The organism is Clostridium sp. AM34-9AC (assembly GCF_003480225.1).
GTDB classification, from domain to species: domain Bacteria; phylum Bacillota; class Clostridia; order Lachnospirales; family Lachnospiraceae; genus Acetatifactor; species Acetatifactor acetigignens.
Window position 1 is genome coordinate 117,511 of sequence record NZ_QUIU01000003.1, and the last position, 21,982, is coordinate 139,492.

General features: G+C 48.5%; 18 protein-coding genes. 11 read left to right on the forward strand and 7 right to left on the reverse strand.

Features of this window, described 5'->3' with window-relative positions:
• The first annotated feature begins 192 nt into the window (after positions 1-192).
• Positions 193-1,191, forward strand: coding sequence for a DUF5688 family protein (locus DW835_RS02760; RefSeq protein WP_118538564.1), 999 nt, complete (start codon positions 193-195; stop codon positions 1,189-1,191).
• A gap of 82 nt (positions 1,192-1,273) precedes the next feature.
• Here DW835_RS02760 and DW835_RS02765 read toward each other — a convergent pair whose 3' ends face one another.
• Positions 1,274-1,516, reverse strand: a complete 243-nt coding sequence (locus DW835_RS02765) for a hypothetical protein (RefSeq protein ID WP_022312681.1) — start codon at positions 1,514-1,516, stop codon at positions 1,274-1,276.
• 110 nt (positions 1,517-1,626) lie between these two features.
• The gene (locus tag DW835_RS02770) at positions 1,627-3,270 is read right to left on the reverse strand and encodes a sulfatase-like hydrolase/transferase (RefSeq protein WP_118730646.1); all 1,644 of its coding nucleotides are present in this window, start codon (positions 3,268-3,270) and stop codon (positions 1,627-1,629) included.
• A gap of 155 nt (positions 3,271-3,425) precedes the next feature.
• Here DW835_RS02770 and spoIIID point away from each other — a divergent pair, with 155 nt between their 5' ends.
• Together spoIIID and DW835_RS02780 are read left to right on the forward strand one after the other, a co-directional pair.
• A complete protein-coding gene (spoIIID, locus tag DW835_RS02775; protein ID WP_118501909.1) occupies positions 3,426-3,677 on the forward strand; it encodes a sporulation transcriptional regulator SpoIIID in 252 nt (83 codons plus the stop codon).
• 167 nt (positions 3,678-3,844) lie between these two features.
• A complete protein-coding gene (locus tag DW835_RS02780; RefSeq protein WP_118730647.1) occupies positions 3,845-5,614 on the forward strand; it encodes a prepilin peptidase in 1,770 nt (589 codons plus the stop codon).
• 84 nt (positions 5,615-5,698) lie between these two features.
• Here DW835_RS02780 and DW835_RS17890 read toward each other — a convergent pair whose 3' ends face one another.
• The gene (locus DW835_RS17890) at positions 5,699-5,842 is read right to left on the reverse strand and encodes a hypothetical protein (RefSeq protein WP_182430213.1); all 144 of its coding nucleotides are present in this window, start codon (positions 5,840-5,842) and stop codon (positions 5,699-5,701) included.
• A 303-nt stretch (positions 5,843-6,145) separates the two neighbouring features.
• On the opposite strand from DW835_RS17890, the gene DW835_RS02785 reads away from it, so the two are divergent.
• Together DW835_RS02785 and galE are read left to right on the forward strand one after the other, a co-directional pair.
• On the forward strand, positions 6,146-7,378 hold the full coding sequence (locus tag DW835_RS02785) for a UDPGP type 1 family protein (RefSeq protein WP_347559347.1): 1,233 nt from the start codon (positions 6,146-6,148) through the stop codon (positions 7,376-7,378).
• 175 nt (positions 7,379-7,553) lie between these two features.
• Positions 7,554-8,570: a UDP-glucose 4-epimerase GalE gene (galE, locus tag DW835_RS02790; RefSeq protein WP_022153306.1), complete on the forward strand. Its 1,017-nt coding sequence runs from the start codon at positions 7,554-7,556 to the stop codon at positions 8,568-8,570.
• A gap of 709 nt (positions 8,571-9,279) precedes the next feature.
• Here the strand turns inward: galE and DW835_RS02795 are convergent.
• A complete protein-coding gene (locus tag DW835_RS02795; protein ID WP_118501913.1) occupies positions 9,280-10,431 on the reverse strand; it encodes a glycerate kinase in 1,152 nt (383 codons plus the stop codon).
• Positions 10,432-10,697: 266 nt separating this feature from the next.
• On the opposite strand from DW835_RS02795, the gene DW835_RS02800 reads away from it, so the two are divergent.
• The 6 genes from DW835_RS02800 (at position 10,698) to DW835_RS17790 (ending at position 18,820) form a co-directional block, all read left to right on the forward strand.
• Complete coding sequence (locus DW835_RS02800) at positions 10,698-12,989, forward strand: hydratase (RefSeq protein WP_118730648.1); 2,292 nt, start codon at positions 10,698-10,700, stop codon at positions 12,987-12,989.
• A gap of 86 nt (positions 12,990-13,075) precedes the next feature.
• Positions 13,076-13,600, forward strand: coding sequence for an SseB family protein (locus DW835_RS02805; RefSeq protein ID WP_118668467.1), 525 nt, complete (start codon positions 13,076-13,078; stop codon positions 13,598-13,600).
• A gap of 404 nt (positions 13,601-14,004) precedes the next feature.
• Entirely contained in the window at positions 14,005-15,219 is a 1,215-nt protein-coding gene (locus tag DW835_RS02810; RefSeq protein WP_118538548.1) for a hypothetical protein, read from the forward strand.
• 241 nt (positions 15,220-15,460) lie between these two features.
• On the forward strand, positions 15,461-16,360 hold the full coding sequence (locus DW835_RS02815; RefSeq protein WP_118730649.1) for a M23 family metallopeptidase: 900 nt from the start codon (positions 15,461-15,463) through the stop codon (positions 16,358-16,360).
• Positions 16,357-17,535 (forward strand): amidohydrolase, encoded by a 1,179-nt coding sequence (locus DW835_RS02820; RefSeq protein ID WP_347559349.1) that lies wholly within the window; start codon positions 16,357-16,359, stop codon positions 17,533-17,535. Before DW835_RS02815 ends, DW835_RS02820 begins: the two co-directional genes overlap by 4 nt.
• 13 nt (positions 17,536-17,548) lie before the next feature.
• Positions 17,549-18,820, forward strand: a complete 1,272-nt coding sequence (locus DW835_RS17790) for a cellulase N-terminal Ig-like domain-containing protein (protein WP_172594693.1) — start codon at positions 17,549-17,551, stop codon at positions 18,818-18,820.
• A gap of 5 nt (positions 18,821-18,825) precedes the next feature.
• Here DW835_RS17790 and DW835_RS02835 read toward each other — a convergent pair whose 3' ends face one another.
• The 3 genes from DW835_RS02835 to DW835_RS02845 all read right to left on the reverse strand — a co-directional run bounded on the left by DW835_RS02835 (position 18,826) and on the right by DW835_RS02845 (position 21,929).
• Positions 18,826-19,560 (reverse strand): lysophospholipid acyltransferase family protein, encoded by a 735-nt coding sequence (locus DW835_RS02835; protein WP_117466447.1) that lies wholly within the window; start codon positions 19,558-19,560, stop codon positions 18,826-18,828.
• A 113-nt stretch (positions 19,561-19,673) separates the two neighbouring features.
• A complete protein-coding gene (locus DW835_RS02840) occupies positions 19,674-20,531 on the reverse strand; it encodes a DegV family protein (protein WP_118730650.1) in 858 nt (285 codons plus the stop codon).
• Between the two features lie 27 nt (positions 20,532-20,558).
• Positions 20,559-21,929, reverse strand: a complete 1,371-nt coding sequence (locus DW835_RS02845; protein ID WP_118730651.1) for an FAD-dependent protein — start codon at positions 21,927-21,929, stop codon at positions 20,559-20,561.
• Between the last annotated feature and the right edge of the window lie 53 nt (positions 21,930-21,982).

The window sequence follows — 21,982 nt, forward strand, 5'->3', positions numbered from 1 at the left end:
AATCTATCTATGATAGGGTGGAGTTATCCGAAATCTGGATGGTTTCGGAAACTGTAAATCTCTGAAATAAGAATTCTAAATAGGCCGTTCGGCCGGGATTTCCAACGATTTTTTTAATAGTACCTTTTATTTTTGTACGCAAATTTACGGATCAGTTCTCTGCTTTTGCAGGGAGAAAATAATGGGGGATCAATGACATACGAAGAATTTAAGAAGGAATTGCGTTGGAATGTGCAGAACATGGAAACGGCACGGGGCAAGACCATACGCCTGCTGGAACGGCACATGGTATGCGGTGATCCGATGGCGGTTCATATCATGAATATTATGAACCGATGTATGTATGGAAGAGAACAGATCATGATACGTGAAGATATGCTCTGCGCATTATGGATGCGTGGAAAAAGAGAATATATACAGCACTGGCTGATACGGCCTTTGTATGAGCGATACGGACAGGAAGGATGGCAGAGTATTTTACCGGAGATCTCGGCGGGCCTGACGGAGGACGATGAAGAAGAGGACATCGTACTCTCCGGGGAGAATCTGAGCTATGCTGTCTGCAGAAGGCATATGATCGTGCGTCCGGTGAATTATGAACGGTGCAGGCAGGAGCTTGGCAATGCCATCTATCGTAAGATTGGAGATGTGGCGCTGGTGCTGCATCTGTTGACCAGTGAGAAGACCGGAAGCAGTCTGACCATACAGGTGTCCCGAGGTATGGTACTGCCATGGAAGCTTACGGAAGACCAGTTGATCACGGAAGCCATGATGAACACCTGCCGCAAGATGCCGCCCAGATTGTTTCTGGGAGATGACAGGAGAAAGTTTTTTCCCTATGAGGAAGGCATTCTGTTGCCGGAAGAGGAAGGGCGTCAGACCTGGATCAGCCCCTGGAACCACAGGGAGGGACAGAGAGGATATCTTCTCACCACTACTGCCAGAATCCATGGGGCTGTGGCCTTTTTCTATCCCGGGGTAAAAGCAATCCTGGCGGAGAAACTGGGCGGGGACTACTATGTAGTCTTTCCAAGCGTACATGAAGCAATCCTGCATCCCGTAGACTGCACCGGTGTACAGGAGATCCGTTCCTCCGTACAGCATATCAATGCCGTCTACGGAGAAGGAGAGATGCTGTCTGACCGGATCTTCTGCTACCACAAGAACCGGAGATTGCTGCAGCTGCTGTGAAACTACATCTTAAAGTAATAACAAAAGCACTCCCGGTTAATGGGAGTGCTTTGTTATTATAGTATATTATTTATAAGTGAATCTATTGTACACTGGGATTTTCCATCAGGAAATGCATGAATTTTCCTTCATCAGAGCTGTCTGAGCAGAATAACTCAAGTTCATCACCATGCTGACCAAGCAAAGCAGCAATGGCAATATATTGGGAAAGTTTGCTCTTCAGATTAAAAATATCACCGTCTACGGATCTTAAAGTAACCTCCCCTTTACAACTGTCAACAATAGCAAGAAACTCGTTTACCTGTTCGATTTTTGATAATTTCATAAGAACCCTCCTTCTCGTATGTACGTGCAATATTTGTTAAAAACAAGGCTGTTATAAACATTATACCTTTTAGAGAAGATAATGCAAGTGATTATTTCGGAGTGAGACCATTATGGTGTGATTTCCACACCGGTGAAGTACATCGTGTCTACATCTCCGGCATATCCGGTCTGCATATACTCATAAAAATGAGTGGGCTCATCGTAATCATAGAACAGGAAACGTCGTTCTCTGGCATCACCTTCCTTGTAATCAAAGATGGCATCCCCCTGTTTGCCATCCAGAAGTCGTGTGTAGGCTTCCAGATAATCAGATTGGGAAATGGGAGCAGAGGAAATCTGTAGTTCATCATAATGCTCACCGACACCCTTTACGAACAGAATAGGATGCTGCCGTTTCTCGGAACTGTCATCATCCTCAATGTTGTATCCGTGGTCCGACAGGATCATAATGGCCGTATTATCATAGACACCGCTGTCTTTCAGTTTTTGCAGATACGTAGCCACGATTGTCATGCTGGCTTCAATGCTTTGTTCGTAGGTGCCGTTTTCAATCTCGTTCATCTGTGCATCCTGATGCCAGGGACTGTGGGCGCCTACCAGATGGATGAATCTGAAGCATTTGTCATCGGTCAGTGTTACCGGTGTCTTTTTCAGGTAGGTATAGAAGGCCTGATTGTCGGAAGAAAAGAGTTCGTAATCACTGATATCATCGGTCTTCTCCAGTGAATTGAATTCCGCCGGGATGGTGAGGCAGAAGCGCTTGAGATCAAAAGGCATGTATTTGAATCCGACCAGCTTGATTTCCAGTTTCATAAATTGTGCAATGGAAGAGATCGTGGGGGTCGTGTCGATCATATTTTCAAACCGGAGCATGCTTTCTTCCAGACGGTAAGCTTCCTCCTCATACATTCCCATGCGGTATCCTCTGGCTTCCAGATCATCAAAGAAAGGAGCTTCCCGATAGACTCTCTTTGCATATTCGATAAATTCTTCCTGATCCTCATACCATTCGCCGGAGAAGAGGTAAGGAACTGAATATGCGGTGAATGGATAGGCCGACATCGTATTATTATAATAAGTAAAATCAGAAAGAGTTTCCTTATATTCGGGATGGTGTTCGATCACCTGTGACATGATGTCTCCGTCTACTGTGTCCAGAACCAGAAGTACAAGGTTTTGATCGGTAGACATTTCCAGTTCCCCATAGGTGGTGTTGAGCATAGAAAATTTGTGTTCCAGGCCCTGTTTTGTAAACCCTAGCGTTACAAGAGTCACCAACAGAACCAGACTGATCAGCCCGCTGACAGCACCTGCTGCATCTGCCACCTTTGTAAGCGACAGCTTTTTCACCGTCAGTATCACCAGAACCGTGACTGCCACCCAGAGAGCAACGGAGCCGATACGCAATCCGGAATACTGTGCCCAATCCACCGTACTTCCATCCAGATGAGGCAGATTGCCTATCATGAAATTGCCCTGAATATAAGTGCAGAGGAACGCAATCAGATAAACTGTGAGAAATCCATGATATAGCCTGGTATTTATCTTCGAAACGATGAAAGCCAACAGGAAGCTGACACCCGTAAATACCGCAAACATCAACAGACAGAGCGGGATCAGATCATAAAAATCAAACCAGAATTCATATTTGTTATTAAAATAAATTTCCAATGGAGCATAAAGAAACAACATAAATCCTGCCGCAACAGAAAGTAAACCGGCGGAACGCAGCCGGAGCTTTGACTCTTTCACAAAAAAACCTCCCGTATGTTCAAAATGGATACTTGCAAAGTACAACTATTATATTTTGAAACAAAATAATTGTCAAATAGCGGCTTAATTGTCAGGATGCATAACCCCTCAGATACTTTCATACACTGTAAAAAAGTATCCTGAGGGGTTTTCCTTTGAAAGACTATATTGAAGAACGAGCTATAGGGATAGCGGGCTATATCATCGACCACAACGCCACGGTGCGGCAGACTGCCAAGGCCTTCGGCATCAGCAAAAGCACGGTACATAAGGATGTGACGGAGCGGCTGGCCCAGGTGAATCCGGCGTTGGCAAAGCAGGCGCGGAAGGTATTGGATGTGAATAAATCCGAGCGTCATATCCGCGGCGGACTGGCTACCAGAGAGAAGTATCTGCACCAGCACTAGATATTCGATGAGGCAAATCATTCTATACGGGAAAGTGTCTTGAAATACCGAGTACCAACTTATATAATGGATACATAGCTATATGGGACAAAGCAGTTGGGACATAAGATACAAAAGATATCAGGACCTTTGCGCGGCAGAATCACTTATGAGGAGAGAAAAACGAAATGGCAACAGAGTTTCTGAATGATGCACGGAAAGAGATCGAGAGACGGACAGAAGACTTCTACGGGGAATTAAAAGCATTCTATCAGGGCAACGGGGAAGCGGAACAGAACCTGATGGAGCAGACAACCCAGCCTTTCTGGCAAAGTCTGCGCCTGAGCAGAAAAAGACTGCAGCAGCGGGAACTGACGGTGGATATGGAGATGCAGGAGCCGGCACGACTGGCGGACTATGATGGTCCCTGGAAGGATGGTTATGATTATAGCTGCCGCCGTACCCAGCCGGTAAAAATGAGACGGACTTATTACCGCAATGGAAAAAAGATTGCGTTCCTAAAGACACCGGAGATTGCAGTGGCGAGCTTTTTGAAAGCGGATGTGCAGGGAGATATGGTTATCTGCCCTAACTGTGGACATGAGGGAAAACTGACCAGCTATATCGATGGCTGCGATGCCTGCGGGGCAAAGTTTCTCGTCAGTGATTTTGAAACAAAGGTATCCGGATTTTCTCTGGAGGAGGACGCAAGACAGAAAAGTATTTCCAACTTTATGAAAGCCGGTGCTGTGGTGGGAATTACAGCGATTTCTCTTGCGGTACTGGCCATCTGTGCGGGCGGCATTATGTTTTTGCTGTTGGCGTTGGGCAGGAACGGATACAATGCGGTAAAGGCAGCCGCAGCCATGATGCTGGGAATTGGTCTGGCTCCGGTATTTTTCCGGTCGTTGTTTTACATGCTCATTATATTTATTGTAATGTTGATCGTGATGGAGACTCGCAGAAAGCCGAGAATTCAAGACGAATCGAAAGTAAAGGCCGCAATCCCGGAATTCTCCACGGGTAATTTTCTTCAGAATCTGGAATACCAGCTGCGAATGATCCATCTGGCGGATACGGCAGAGCAGGTACGCTTTTTCGCATCCTGTGATCTGGATACGGTGGTGGTACGGTATCAGAATGTGGTGGACTGTTGCATTTGCGGTGTGCGTTTTCTGGAGGCGGAGACACGGGGAGAGTCTTACAGAATCAGCGTGGAAGTGAGGACCCGATTGACACTGGATACAGGAAAGAAGATCTGGAACCGTTATGAGGAGATCCGGCTGGAACTGGAAGGCAGACAGGATGTGGTAACGCAGCACAGCAGGGCACTCCGGGAATACAAATGCCCCAACTGCGGAGGCAGTGTGGACATTTTGGGCGGCGGAGTCTGCGAATACTGTAATACCGCAGTGGACTACCGAAATTTTGGCTGGATCATCACTTCTTATACAAATCTGGGGCAGCCAGAGAATCCTTTTGCGAAAATACTGGCGGGAGCACTGGGAAGTTATCTGCTCATTTTGCTTTTGAGTCTGGTACTCATGGCGCATTCCGAGGATGGAAAAGATACTTTTGAGATCTTACAGAGTGTCCGGATGTCAACGGAATATCTGAAAGCGGTGCAGCAGGATATTATCTATCCCGATGCTGTGATTTCAGATTGTACGGAGACAGACAGCGAAGATGGAACTTTTACTTCAATAAAGGTGTACTCCTGTGGGGACCGGGATGCAGTAAAAGAAGCCTACAAAACTGCACTGCTGGAAAAGGGATTTCTGGAGATGCAGCAGTACCCGGAGGGATTTTCTGTCTTTTTGCCGGAGGATCCGTCAGAATATGCCGTGGATTCGGAAGAAGGAATGTTCTATCTTGTGATCTGCGCAGAAAATGCACCGGAGGGAATTACAGTAACTGCGACCTTGGTGGATGAAAATTGGGAACCGGTGCAGGAGTAAAACAGAATAGTGAATACGACAAGGGACCCGGGCAAAAGCTTCCGGGTCCTTTTTAGAGGGAAAGTGTTTGTAGCTGACTGATTACTATTGGGTGACAGGAATTCTGTGAACTACTCTGCGATAGAGCTTCCACAGGAGCACAGCAGGGAAACTGACTGCCAGATATGCTGTGGATAAAAGTCCGGTAACACCGCCTACGATTGCAATGATTAAAATTCCAATATTCATAATGAATTCCTCAACTTTCTGTCATTCTGTACAACATTCGATGAAGTCCTTAAAAACTTCACATACCGTATTATAGTAAACAGATACCCCCGGGTGAATAGTTTTGAGCGACCCTTAACACCATTTTGTCGGGATATTTACAAAATCTTTGCAACACGTTTACAGAATCTTAACGGCAGGACTTACGGGCGGGAACGATCCCGGGAGTAAGGTTTGCAATCACAGGAAATATCAAGTATAATAGAGAAAATTGACTGTTACCCGGGGTGGAATAGTCGGAGAAAATAAAACGGAGGTAGGAATATGAGTATGACACTGGAACAGGCTAAGGAGAAGCTTGCAAAGTATGGTCAGGAACATGTTCTGAAGTATTACGGGGAGCTCAACGAGGAAGAGAAGCAGGGGATTCTGAATCAGATCGAAACTACGGATATGAGCATTCTGGAAGCTTGCAAGCATAAAGAAGATCTGGCAAAAAAAGGAGTGATCACACCGTTGGCTGCAATGCAGTTAGACGAGATCGAGGCAAATCGTGACAGCTTTACAAGGACGGGTATTGACGCAATTAAACAGGGCAAGGTAGCAGCTGTTCTTCTTGCCGGAGGCATGGGTACCAGACTGGGTTCCGATAATCCCAAGGGCATGTACAATGTGGGTCTGACCCGTGAACTGTACATCTTTGAATGCCTGATCAATAACCTGATGGAAGTCGTGCATCAGGCAGACAGCTGGATCCACCTGTTTGTGATGACCAGCGATAAGAACAATGACGCAACGATCGCATTTTTAAAAGAGCATGATTTCTTCGGATACAACGCGGATTATGTCCACTTCTTCAAACAGGAGATGGCTGCGGCAACCGATTATGAAGGCAAGATTTATCTGGAGGAGAAGGGCAAGCTGTCCACCTCTCCCAACGGTAACGGCGGCTGGTTCATTTCCATGAAAAATAACGGCATGCTGGATATCGTACATAACGAAGGCATTGAGTGGCTGAATGTGTTTGCGGTAGACAATGTACTGCAGCGGATCGCTGATCCCTGCTTTATTGGTGCTACGATCCAGAGAGGCTGTGTCGTAGGCTCCAAGGTGGTCCGTAAGAATGCACCGGATGAAAAAGTAGGAGTTATGTGCTTGGAGGACGGCAGACCTTCCATCGTGGAGTACTACGAGCTGACTGATGAACTGATGAATGCTAAGGATGAGAAGGGAGAACCCGCGTATAATTATGGTGTGATCCTGAATTATCTGTTCAAGGTACAGGATCTGGAAAAGATCATGGCAGAGAAGATGCCGCTGCATATCGTAGAGAAGAAGATCCCTTATCTGGATGCTGCAGGAGAGTTGGTAAAGCCGGATACTCCCAATGGTTATAAATTCGAGAGTCTGGTGCTGGATATGATCCATCAGATGGACAGCTGCCTGCCCTTCGAGGTAGTCAGAAGAAAAGAATTTGCGCCGATCAAGAACAAGACCGGTGTGGACTCTGTGGAAAGTGCCAGAGAACTGCTCACCGAGAATGGTGTGGTGCTGTAAACATTTCGACAGATTTTCACAACATAAGGTTATTGAGGAATCGATAGAATTACAGTAATCTGATACTGTAAGAAACGAAGAAAAAATTTCATCCGGCTCTGACAGATGAGAGATTGTGCAGCCGCCATAGTGAACAAATAGTATTGTCCTATGCACGGCGGATAGGAGAGAGTGTATGAGAATTTTGGTAACAGGTGGTGCCGGATTCATCGGCAGTCATACCGTAGTGGAATTACAGCAGGCAGGCTATGATGTAGTCGTATTGGATAATCTCTGCAATGCAAGTGAGAAAGTGATCCCCAGAGTAGAAGCCATCACAGGCAAGAAGGTTCCTTTCTATAAGGCAGACATTCTGGACCGTGAAGCTCTGGAAGAGATCTTCAGCAAGGAACAGATTGACGCAGTCATTCATTTTGCAGGACTGAAGGCAGTCGGTGAGTCCGTACAGAAGCCCTGGGAATATTATGAGAACAATATTGCCGGTACCCTGACTCTGGTAGATGTCATGAGAAAACATGGTGTGAAGAGCATCATCTTCTCTTCCAGCGCTACCGTATACGGTAATCCCGCATTTGTTCCCATTACGGAGGAATGCCCCAAGGGACAGTGCACCAACCCTTACGGCTGGACGAAATCTATGCTGGAGCAGATCCTGACGGATATCCAGAAGGCAGATCCCGAATGGAATGTGATTCTGCTTCGTTACTTCAACCCGATCGGAGCTCACAAGAGCGGTACCATTGGCGAGAATCCCAACGGTATCCCCAACAACCTGATGCCTTATATCACACAGGTAGCAGTCGGCAAGCTGAAAGAGCTGGGTGTCTTCGGTGATGATTACGATACCCCCGACGGAACCGGTGTACGTGACTACATCCATGTCGTTGATCTGGCAAAGGGCCACGTAAAGGCTCTGAAGAAGATTGAGGAGAATGCAGGACTGAAGATCTACAATCTGGGAACTGGTGTGGGCTACAGTGTTCTGGACATCGTGAAGAACTTCGAAGCAGCTACCGGCGTGAAGATTCCTTACGTGATCAAACCCCGCCGTGCAGGCGATATCGCCACCTGCTATTCCGATGCTTCTCTGGCAGAGAAGGAACTTGGCTGGAAGGCTGAGAACGGCATCAAAGAGATGTGCGAAGACTCCTGGAGATGGCAGAAGAACAATCCGAATGGATATGAAGAATAATCTATAGTTTAGTAAATGGAAAGTTAGCATAGCTACGAGCCATGCAGAAATAGAGTGGAACAGCGTCGATGGGAGCTTGCGCACAAGCGACGCTGTTTCGCTCTATTTCTGCATGGTTCGTAGCGTAGGGCTGTCATGCAAGGGAGCCTGCCGCAAACATCCTGTTCATTCCATCCTGTCTTTCAATGCTTTTCGAGAAAAAATCACCACCTTCCGACAATCATTCTTGGAAGGACATTCCATCTGACGTGGGCGTTTTGTGCTTTCTCATAATATCTGTACACTATAGGCATTTCTATTGCTTTGGTGCAAATCGCATCAAAATATCAAAATCAGTACAAAAAACTTCTAAATCCAACATTTTTTGTACTGATTTTATTATTTTTCCCATTTTAGCGAAAATAAGCTCTTATAAAAGGCCAAAATCTCCTGCTTTTGTATTTTTTTAGCAAAAAACGGCATTTTCAATACAAACAGAACTTCCGGAGTGGTGGCAGCCCATACTACAGCTGGTTGTTGACATTTTCTTAAAAAGTGTTAGAAGGCAGGGGCAATGCGGACACGATGTCAGCCGGAGATTTTAAGCTGTGGTATGGGATGCTTGAGTATACAGTGCAGGAGCAAATTTGAGTGTGAAAAATCTTCGCTTTACATTTAGAAACTTTTTACGTTGATAAGCTTATCATTAAGAGAAAAACTGTAAAGTGCATTATTTGCAGACGGAGGAAAATGTCTGTATGGTACGGAACACCTGCTCTACTGTATCCGTCATATTGGTCATGGCATTGTCGGTATGCATAGCCTCATCCAGGGACACCACGTTCCGCAGAATCGGGAAAAAGGCATCAATGCCCTCTGCGTTGCAGGCAACGGCCTCTTTGACCACGCAGCCTGAAAAAGCAAGTACCGGTTTTTCATATTTTTTGGCAATCCTGGCAACACCGATGGGAGCTTTTCCCATAACCGTCTGACCGTCAAGGCGGCCTTCCCCGGTGATCACGACATCTGCATCCCGGATATATTTTTCCAGATGGGTTTCTTCCAGAATGATCTTAATACCGGATTCCAGTGTGGCATTGCAGAAGGTAAGAAAAGCAAATCCCATACCGCCGGCAGCACCGGCACCGGGATATTTGGCATCGGCATGAGGAAACTGTTCTCTGGCCAGAGCGGCATAATAAGCCAGCCATTTGTCCATCTGCAGGATCATAGTGGAAGTAGCGCCCTTTTGCGGTCCGTAGATGGCGGAACATCCCTGCTCTCCGCAGAGCGGGTTGGAGACATCGCAGGCTATGCGGAAAGTACATTCCTTGAGTTCGGGAAGCACATGATCCGTAGTGATGGATTCCAGATCCTCCAGTCCTTTGGCTCCGAAGCGGATCTGATTTCCGTTTTTATCCAGAAAGCCAAAGCCAAGTGCCTGCAGCATTCCGACACCGCCGTCATTGGTGGCACTGCCACCGATACCGACAATAAAATGCCGGCAGCCATTCTGGATCGCATCTTTGATGACTTCGCCTACACCGTAAGTGGTGGTGTTCAGAGGATTCTTTTCCTCTCCGCTGACCTGGGTAATCCCGGCGGCACCGGACATTTCAATGATTGCGGTATGGGTCTCGTCGACGATGCCGTAAGGACAGACAACGGGGTGACCGGAAGGACCTGTGACCTGCACCTGTGTCATACGGCCGTCACAGCCGTTTACCAGAGCATCGACGGTGCCCTCCCCGCCGTCCGCCAGAGGACGGACGGTAATATGTGCATCTTTATAAACACGTTTGATCCCCGTGGCGGCGCTCAAACCCGCCTGCATGGAGGTCATACTTCCCTTGAAGGAATCGATAGCTATTACTACATTCATAAGGTTCCTTTCCGCTGCCGCCGGAATTCGGCCGACAACTGTCGTTTTCGTATAGATTTTCGGAAAATGGCATAATTTCTGAGGATATTATAGCAACACCGGAACAAAAGAGGAATGGTTCCCGGAGAAAAATAAAATTTAGCGTGGTACAGTGGCAAAAACATCCTATAAGATCATTGCATCTGAGAAAACAATCCAGTATAATGAAAGAAGTGCACATTTAGATGCACATTACGCATAAGAAGTGGAATAACAGGAGGACGAGCATGATTCAGTTAACACAGGGCGGCGCTTACCTGGTAAACGGTACGGACATCGTAGCGGATACCCCGGAAGCAGCCAGTCAGATACAGGCGAAGACCGGCATTACGATCTCCAAAGAAGAAGCAGCGAAAAACACCATGGCATATGGTATTCTGCAGGAGCATAATACCTCCGGCAATATGGACAAGCTGAAGATCCGTTTTGACAAGCTTACCAGCCATGACATTACCTTTGTAGGTATTATCCAGACCGCGAGAGCATCCGGACTGCAGAAGTTCCCCATGCCCTATGTACTGACTAACTGTCATAACTCTCTGTGTGCCGTAGGCGGCACCATCAACGAGGATGACCACATGTTTGGTCTGACCTGTGCGAAAAAATACGGCGGAGTCTATGTACCCCCTCATCAGGCAGTTATCCATCAGTTTGCCAGAGAGATGTTAGCCGGCGGTGGCAAGATGATCCTGGGTTCCGATTCCCATACCCGTTACGGTGCACTGGGTACCATGGCTATGGGCGAGGGTGGTCCCGAGCTGGTAAAACAGCTGTTGAACCAGACCTATGATATCAACATGCCCGGCGTGGTAGCCGTATACTTAAAGGGTGCTCCCGTGAAGGGTGTAGGTCCTCAGGACGTGGCACTGGCTATCATTGGCGCAGTATTCAAGAACGGCTATGTAAAAAATAAAGTAATGGAATTCGTAGGTCCCGGCGTGGCTTCCCTGAGTGCTGATTTCCGTATCGGCATTGACGTAATGACCACAGAGACCACCTGTCTGTCCTCCATCTGGAAGACCGATGACCAGATCCGTGAGTTCTATGAGATCCACGGACGTACCGAAGACTATAAGGAACTGAATCCCGGCCAGGTGGCATACTATGATGGATTGATCGAGGTGGATCTGGACAAGATCCGTCCTATGATTGCCATGCCGTTCCATCCCAGCAATACTTACACCATCGAAGAGCTGAATGCGAACCTGATGGATATTCTGGATGAGACGGAAAAGCGTGCGAAAGTAAGTCTGGACGGTGCGGTAGACTTCACTCTGAAAAATAAAGTAAAGAACGGCAAGTTCATTGTAGATCAGGGTATTATCGCAGGCTGTGCCGGCGGCGGATTCGAGAATATCTGTGCGGCTGCCGACATCCTGAAGGGCAGATACATCGGTGCGGATGAGTTTACTTTAAGCGTATATCCCGCATCCATGCCCGTATACATGGAGCTGATCCGCAACGGCTGTGCGGCTACCATCTTAGAGACCGGTGCAGTCATGAAGACTGCGTTCTGTGGTCCCTGCTTCGGTGCCGGTGATACGCCTGCCAATAACGCATTCAGTATCCGTCACTCTACCAGAAATTTCCCGAACCGTGAAGGCTCCAAGCTGCAGAACGGCCAGATCGCTTCCGTAGCTCTGATGGATGCCCGTTCCATCGCAGCCACTGCAGCCAACAAGGGTGTGCTGACTCCCGCAACGGACTTCGATGGAGATTTCGGAAAATACAAATATCATTTCGATAGCAATATTTACAAGAACCGTGTCTTTGATTCCCACGGTGTGGCAGACGAGAGCGTAGAGATCCAGTTCGGCCCCAATATCAAGGACTGGCCCGCTATGGGGGCTCTGCCTGAGAATCTGGTACTGCAGGTAGTATCCGAGATCCACGATCCCGTAACCACTACCGATGAGCTGATTCCCTCCGGTGAGACCTCTTCCTACCGCTCCAATCCTCTGGGACTGGCAGAGTTCACTTTAAGCCGTAAGGATCCGCAGTATGTAGGACGTGCCAAGGAGATCCAGAAGGCAGAGAAAGAGCGTATGAACGGCGGACATCCCTGTCAGGCAGTTCCAGTACTGAAGGATGTTATGGGTGAAGTAAAGAAACAGTATCCCGATGCAAGTCGTGAGAACACCGGATTCGGTTCCACTATTTTCGCAGTGAAGCCCGGAGACGGTTCTGCCCGTGAGCAGGCTGCTTCCTGCCAGAAGGTATTAGGCGGCTGGGCAAATATTGCCAACGAGTATGCCACCAAGCGTTATCGTTCCAACCTGATCAACTGGGGCATGCTTCCTTTCCTGATCCAGCCCGGAGACCTGCCTTTCAAGAATCTGGATTACCTGTTCATTCCTGGTATTAAGAAAGCCGTGGAAGACAAGGCCGAGGAAATTAAGGCATATGTGGTAACAACCGGAGAAGGCATGAAGGAATTCACCCTGAAGCTGGGAGAGCTGACCGACGAAGAACGTCAGATCATCCTGAAGGGATGCCTGATCAACTATAACCGAGTGTAACTATTCAGAGACATGTGACTAACCATCGCAGATGCGTTTCGCGAAGAGAGGCTGAATAGTTACAATGAGAAGTAAGGAGAAAAAATATGGAATTTAACAAACCGGTATCCAACCCCATGATGGTGGGATCCATTGAATTATTAAAAGCAGAGGACACCCCGGAACACAGACAGATGTTCCTGGATGAACTGCAGAAAGCAAAGTTCCTGTCTCCGGTCGTGATCGATCCGGTGCCTGTGCCCGATGAAAACGGCCGGGTGACCATCGCAAGAGATGCCAAAGTACAGTTCCCGATGCTGTCCACCGAGGACGGTCGGAAGTTCTTCATGGCGTTCACTGACTGGACAGAGCTAAAAAGGTGGAGAGATGAGGAGAATCAGCAGACTTTCGCCATGAACTTTGACGATTATGCGGGAATGCTGCTGCGCAAAGATGCACAGGGCAATATCAGTCCGGCGCTGGGATTCGTGATCAATCCCTTCGGTGGCAACATCGTAGTGACCAGAGAAATGGTAGCCAGCATGATCGCAGCAAAGCTGAAAGCAGCCGGCAGACCGGTGCCTCCCGCACCCGGAACCCCTGGCGCTCCCACTCAGCCCCAACAGCAGTAAATTAACACTAAATAAAATGTCCATAGCGGACGATATAAGTAGCAGAGAGGTGACATGGCCAGTCACTTCCTGCTACTTATTTTTTACAGTTTGATAATGACACCACGGATGGTAATCAGACAGAGGCATATTATATGTATTCTGTTTCTTTACCATCTTTTTTTAGTTTAACAGTTCAGCCATGCAATATCATATGTTCTGCGTGGGTGCTGGCACACAAAGCAGAACATATGATATTGCATGAGCGGAGCGCCGCATGTATGAAATAAAAGATGAGCCGCTTAGCGGCGTCGACTGCGGAGCAGGCGCTTTTATGAATACATGCGGCGGTGAACTGTTAAGCGTTACAGGAAGCGCGCCCTGTTGGTTCGTGGTGAGGTCGGGGAAAGGAGAAAATTACAGATTTGAGAATTGATTCCGCAAGCATAGGAATGGATTCCGCCAGAAGCTATCACGCTTCTAAGACAAGCGTCAGACGATTTGAGATAACGGATTATCAGGCAGGTCTGACAGATGTATCCACTAAGGGACAGAAGACACCGAATGGTGAGGATACCACACAGAACACGGAGGAACAGGAGAACACTGCAGAGAACACCACGATGACAGCCAAAGACTGGCAGAGTCGTTTGCTGGTATCTTCTGCCAGATGGGATATGCGAAGCAGTGCCAGTGAACAGACATTGTCTACCATCCGGGAATATACGGTGCGTTATATTTTTGATTTATTATTCCCGTCCAGGAACAGCACTTTGCGGGACTGGATGCAGGAAAACGGATGGAGCAGCGGTAATCAGACCGGAAACAGCTGGAATACAGGGAATAGCGTAAATAATACCCAGACGAATTCCGGCAGCACACAGGGAACCGCAACACCTGCATCAGACGTGTTCAATCTGGTCACGTCCCGTGTGAAAATATTGAACTATGTGAGCGAGACCTGGAACATAGAACAGGAGGATACCAGTTTTTCCACCGTGGGAAGCGTACGGACCAAGGATGGCAGAGAGATCAATTTTAATGTAAATGTAAATATGAGCCGCAGATGCGAGGAATACTACAAAGAGCAACTCAATGTAGCAGAATTCACGCTCCATGATCCGCTGGTGATCAACCTGGATACTGATGTGGCAGAAGTGTCGGATCAGACCTTTTATTTTGATCTGGATGCCGATGGCAAGGAAGAAGAGATCTCCGTGCTGAATGGCAGCGGCTATCTGGCACTGGACAAGAACGGTGACGGCACTATCAACGACGGCAGTGAGCTGTTCGGCACCCGGAATGGGGATGGCTTTGCAGATCTGGCGCAGTATGATGAGGATGGCAATGGCTGGATCGATGAGAACGATTCCATCTGGTCAAAATTAAAAATCTGGTGCAAGGATGAAAACGGCAACGACGTACTGTACAAACTTTCTGACAAGGGTGTCGGTGCTATCTGTCTGCAAAACGCTTCTACGGATTTTACCCTGCAGGGAGACCGTAAGGCTCAGGACGGCACTACCAATGCCAATGCGACCAATGCTGTGGTCCGCAAGACCGGTATTTTCTTATACGAAAACGGAAATGTGGGTACGGTACAGCACGTGGATATGGCTGCCTATGCCGCACAGGCATAGAATAAATATAACTATTCAGTTACTTCGCCCTATAAATAGCATCAAATGTTCTTACGAATGCAAACATTCGACGCTATTTACATGGCTCTGAATAGTTTCAAATAAATGCAAATTTCATATCGAAGACATTCTGAATAAAACCCATGAATCGGGCAAGACTATAGGATAAACCAGGGAAAGTGGTTGAAACGATTGTATAGCAGGCAGTTGACTCAGGGAACAGGAAGGATGCGGATAAGATATGAGAAGAAATAAAAAGAGCGGTATTAACAAAGAGCGTATTATAATGTTAGCCTCTTCAGCCTTTGTTCTGGCAGCATTGACCATGACAGGGGTCTATATGAAGGGGCAGAATGTGGAGTCCAGGGATGATGGTTATACCTTGGACTTCACTGCGCTTCCCAACAATGCGGATGACAAATTACAGGAGATCACGGAGAATAACGACGAACATCTTCTGAAGGAGGACGAGAACATCCCCGGACTGACGGCAAATAATACAGCGGGAAATGAGATCGCGGGAGCTCCTGTCACCGAGGATGATCTGGATTATATGCCCCAGGAGGTAGGCTCCGGCAACGTAGAGATTCCGGGGCTGACGGATCAGGAGACGCTGCTGGAGGCCGCACAGAAAGAGCAGCAGAATTCCGATGCCGACCGACAAAAGGAAGAGACCGGGGGAAAGCAGACAGCAGGCGGGGATGTGGTCGTTGAGAAGACACTGCACTTTGCAGAAAGCGACGGATTACAGCAACCGGTGCAGAGTGATATTCTGATGCATTACTCTATGGACAAGAGCACTTATTTTGCTACACTGGATCAGTATAAATACAATCCCGCCACCATTTTTTCCGCGGAAGAAGGTACGGCAGTGACCGCCTGTGCACAGGGAAAAGTGACTTCTATCTTCGAAAATGAGGAGATCGGCAAGGCGGTGACCCTGGATCTGGGTGACGGCTATGAGGCCACTTATGGACAGCTGACGGAGATCACAGTGAAAGAGAATTCCTATGTGAATCCCGGCGACGCCATCGGCAGTGTGGCAGCGCCCACGAAATACTACAGCACCGAAGGAAGCAACGTATACTTTGCTCTGACCCACAACGGGGAACCGGTGAACGGGGAGGCATTGTTCCGCTGATGTATATTGTAGGAGGCAGGATCCTGACCATGGCGGGCAGAGAGATCCCCGAAGGAATCCTGCAGATAAGAAACGGGAAAATTGCACAGGTAGGTGCCAGAGGTGAGGTGAAGTTACAGCCGGAAGAAGGAGAGCAGGTAGTGATCGCAAAAAATGCGCTGATCATGCCGGGCATCATTGAGGCACACTGCCATATGGGTATCATGGAAGAAAAAAAGAGCACGGAAGGGGATGACTGTAATGAGACAGTGGATCCCCTGACACCGGCTCTGCGGGCTATCGATGGTATTAATCCTATGGATGCAGCCTTTGACGATGCGGTGCGGGCCGGAATTACTGCAGCCATGATCGGACCCGGAAGCTCTAATGTGGTGGGCGGCCAGTTTGCCATGGTAAAGACTAAGGGACGCCGGATCGACGACCTGATCCTGAAATCACCGGCGGCCATGAAGGTGGCTTTTGGAGAGAACCCCAAGGTCAATTATTCCGGGCAGAACAAAAGTCCTGTCACCCGTATGGCCATCGCCGCCATGCTGCGCAGGGAACTCTGGGAGAGCAGAGAATATCTGCGGCAAAAGCAGGAAGCGGCGGAGAAGGGAGAGTATTTTGCACCGGATTTTGAAAAAGAGTGCTATCTTCCGGTACTGCGGGGAGACATCCCGTTAAAAGCCCATGTCCACCGGGTGGACGATATTTTCACAGCAATCCGCATTGCAAAAGAATTCGGTATAAAAATGACGATGGATCATTGCTCGGAAGGTCATCTGGTGGCGGAAGAACTGGCGAAGGAAGGATTTCCGGCCATTGTGGGACCGGATCTTACCAGCCGGAACAAGATCGAGGTGCAGAACATGTCTTTTAAGACCGCCGGAGTGCTGAACCGGGCCGGTGTGATGGTCGCCATCACCACGGATCATCCGGTGTCACAGATCCAGACACTGCCGTTGTGTGCCGGACTTGCGGTAAAAGCGGGACTTCCAATGGAGGAAGGTTTCCGGGCCATCACCATTTATCCTGCGAAAATCTGTGGCGTGGCAGACCGCATTGGCAGCCTGGAAGTGGGGAAAGATGCAGACATTGCCATTTTCGACGGAAATCCTATGGAAATTTTCACACGAACCCTTTATACTATTATCAACGGGGAGATCGTGTACTGTAATGTCCCCAGGGAATGACCGGAGGAATATCTTGAGATACAGCAGGAAAAGTGCAGGGATCCTGTCCCTGCTATTACTATTTAACAGTATAGGTATGACCGCCTGCGGGCAGGCAACGGCAGAGACAGGGCATGTAAGCATAAGTATGACCGGCATGGAAAACACACCGGTCATCAACTATACAGTGCCTACACTGACACCCAATGTGCTGGTGGATCAGCAGGGGTATGCCGCGGTCGGTGAAAAACAGGCAGTGGTGAAGGGCAGACAGTCGGTAGAGACTTTCCGGCTGGTGGACCGGGAGACCGGAGAGACGGTCTATGAAGGCACGGTAAAGCAGACTGATTACAACGGGGAGCTGTCTCTGTACATCGGAACAGCGGATTTCACGGACTATACCGGGGAAGGTGAGTTCTATCTGGAGTGTGACAATGTGGGAAGATCCCTGACGTTTTCTCTGAAAGAAGACCACTATCAGGAACTGTTGGAAGCGTTGTGCACGAATGTTCATGACAGATGTCAGGATCGCAGTATTACCGAGGATGAGATCATCACTTTGCTGGAGGCCTGTGAGTGGTATCCGCAGGTGCTTGCGGATGATAATGGCAATGATATCCCGGATCTGCTGGAATCTATTGCCGACTGGCTGGAAAAAACGGCCAACGACACAGAAAAGCCGGAACCGGAGAACATGTGTTACGTGGCGGTGATGGCAAAATTCAGTTATCTGTACCAGAAATATGATGTGCAATATGCCACACAATGTCTGCAGCATGCGTCGTCGGTGTACACCAAGCTGATGTCGACATCCGGCAGAGATGCGGAGAAATTCATGGCGCTGACGGAGCTTTACCGGGCGGCGGGACTATACACTTACCGCAATCAGATCCTGGAGTATAAGGACTTTTTCGAGGACAATACCAGTTATCTGGAAGAAACGGCCTATCTGTATGGCTCCATGACGTATCTGGCCACCAGACAGCCGGTGGATGTGGACCTGTGCACTGTATTCATGGAAAGCATCCGGAATCGGGGCGAGGAGCTGGCCAAACGTTCCCATAACATGATCGATGCCGTAATGAATGTCAACAATGGAACCGAGGATCTTCTGAAGCGGGCAGAAGAATTGTCCTGTGCTAATTATGTGTTATACAGTTATCAGTACACGGAGATTTTAGAGGATTTTCTGCATTACCTGATGGGACGGAACCGGGATTCGGTGAGTTATTATCCCGAAGAGGGAGACGCTGCGGATTATCTGTTACTGATAGCCCAGCAGGTCTCCCTCGCGGATAGACATTAGAAAGATCAGATCAGTTCTTTGTTTTTGAAATAAGTTTCGGAGATAATATTCTGTACATAGGTGCCCATGCTCTTGCGAGTCTCCTTGTCCAGTTCCTTCGGATAAATAGGCTTACCGTATTCAATGACTACGGTGGCCTTTTTTATTTTCGGAAAATGATCTTCAAATACCGCAGCGGAATTCACAATAGTCATGGGGATAATGGGAACATTTGCTTTCTCTGCGATCTTGAAACTGCCCTCGTGGAAGGGAAGGAAGGTATCCGGGGTCTTGTTGCGGGTGCCCTCCGGGAAGATGCAGATGGAAATCCCGTTTTTGGCTTTCTCAATGGCCTGCAGAATGGTTTTCAGTCCTGCCTTGATGTCCTGGCGATCCAGAAAGAGACAGTGAAGATCTTTCATCCAGATGTTAAGCAGGGGCCATTTTAACATTTCTTTTTTCGCAATATAACCGGTAGGTCTGGGAACACGGACATAGGTCAGCACCACATCGAAAAAGCTGCGATGATTGCCGACGTACAGCACAGCAGTGTCGGTGGGAATGTTCTCTTCCCCAATGGCAATGACTTTCGTGCCGGAAAGACGGATGACCCAGCGGAAGGCCCAGTTTACAATGGCCAGGGAACTGCGGTCCTTAAGACCGGGGTTAAATTTGCCGATGATCCATTCCACCAGCATTAACGGCGTGGACAGGATCAGGAATAATACTACAAATAATACGACGAATATAAAACGGATCATAATAATACCAATGCCTTTCAGTAACCTGCAAACTTTCAGGTGCCTTGGCACCTTGTGCAGGCACAAATTTGCGTGTGAAAAATTAATTTTCACACTAAACTCCTTCGGATTTTTTATTTAGCAATGAAAAGTACGCCTAACGTGCCGGGACCACAATGGCTGGAGACTACACCGCCTGCTCTGGTTTCCAGAATCTCGTCAAAGATTCCCAGGCTTTCCAGATAGGAACGAACCGCTTCCACAATCTCCCGGTCGCAGCCGGAGTGGGTGATGAAGACTCTGTCGGGAACTGCATTTTTCAGATCCTCTTCCATATCCTTTGTGTATGAGAGGATGACGGAACCCAGTTTTCCACGGTATTTTTTGGAGGCATCCATGGCACCATCCACCACGACGATCCGGGGATGAAGCTTTAACATACCACCGGCCAGAGCCGCTACCGCGCTGCATCTGCCACCGCGGTGAAGGTAGGTCAGGGTATCTACGACGAAGCTGGCCCGGACTTTGGGACGGATGGCTTCGATGGCAGTAGTGATCTCTGCGGCAGTTTTCCCTTCAGAAGCCAGAATGGCAGCCTGTATTACCTGCAGACCGATGCCGGTGGACAGGTTTGCGGAGTTGATGACGGTGACTTTGTCGGAAGCTTCCAGTTCTTCTGCAGCCAGCCGCATAACGTTGCCGGAGGTGGACATACTGTCGGAGATGGAGAAACAGATGATCTCCCGGCCTTCTTCCACAAAAGGCTGCATGACTTCCATGGCCTCGGTCAGAGAAGGAGCAGAGGTCTTGGGCGTGGTCTTGTTTTCATCGGACCACCGGAAAATTTCTTCCGGCGTAATATCCACGCCATCGCGGTATTCATCCTCGCCCAGCAGAATGTGCAGAGGCAGGATGGTAATGTCATACTTTTCCACTAATTCCTTTGACAGATCACAGGTACTGTCAGAGATGATCTTAACTGTCTGTGCCATAGAATCTACCTTCCTTTTTATCAGTAATTATTCCCCTTTGGCGATCTGCCTTGCAACATAGACACCGCTGGCGGATGCATGGGACAGGGAATGAGTCACACCGCTGCCGTCACCGATGATGTACAGGCCCTTGTGACAGCTTTCCAGATGTTCGTCCAGTTCCACTTCCATATTATAGAATTTGACTTCCACACCGTAGAGCAGGGTATCGTCATTGGCGGTACCGGGTGCGATCTTGTCCAGTGCGTAGATCATTTCGATGATACCGTCTAAGATACGCTTGGGCAGTACCAGGCTTAAATCACCGGGAGTTGCGGACAGGGTAGGCTCTACCATGCCCTCGGCAATACGCTTCGCATTACTGCGGCGTCCTCTCACCAGATCGCCGAAACGCTGTACGATAACACCGCCGCCCAGCATGTTGGAGAGACGGGCGATACTTTCACCGTAGCCGTTGCTGTCCTTGAAGGGCTCGGAGAAATGCTTCGCTACCAGCAGGGCAAAGTTGGTGTTCTCTGTCTGCTTGTCGGCTCCTTCGTAGCTGTGGCCGTTTACGGTGACGATGCCGTTGGTGTTCTCATTTACGACGATACCGTGGGGATTCATACAGAAGGTACGCACGGAATCCTCGAATTTTTCAGTGCGGTATACGATCTTGCTCTCATAGAGTTCATCGGTCAGATGAGAGAAGATGACTGCGGGCAGTTCCACCCGGACGCCGATATCCACGCGGTTGGACTTGGTGTTGATGTCCAGATCTTTACAGATCTGCTCCATCCATTTGCTGCCGCTGCGGCCTACGGAAATAATGCACTTGTCGCAGTCGTAAGAAGCGTTTTCGCAGCAGATACGGTAACCGTCACCAACGGTCTCCACCGTTTTCACCGGGGTATCGAAATAGAAAGTCACTTTATCCTTCAGTTCTGCGTACAGATTTTCCAGCACGATGAAGTTGATATCTGTACCCAGGTGACGTACGGAAGCGTCTAACAGGTTCAGCTTGTTCTGCATGCAGATTTTTTTGAAAGAGGTGCCAGCAGTGGAATACAGCTTCGTGCCTTCACCGCCGAACTTCATGTTGATGTCATCCACATATTTCATCAGGTCGATGGCCTGACTCTTGCCGATATACTCGTAGAGAGTGCCACCGAAAGCGTTGGTGATATTGTATTTTCCATCGGAAAAAGCACCGGCACCACCGAAACCGCTCATGATGGAACAGCTCTTACAGTTGATGCAACTCTTGATCTTGTCACCGTCGATAGGACAGTGGCGCTTCTCCAGAGGGTGACCGGATTCGAAAACGGCAATTTTCAGGTCGGGATTCTGTTGCACCAGTTCATAAGCGGAGAAGATACCGCCGGGACCGGCACCGATAATGATTACGTCATATTTCATAGGGATAAGTTTCCTTTCTCTTTGTTCTCTTGTAAGGATTTGTGGGATGTATA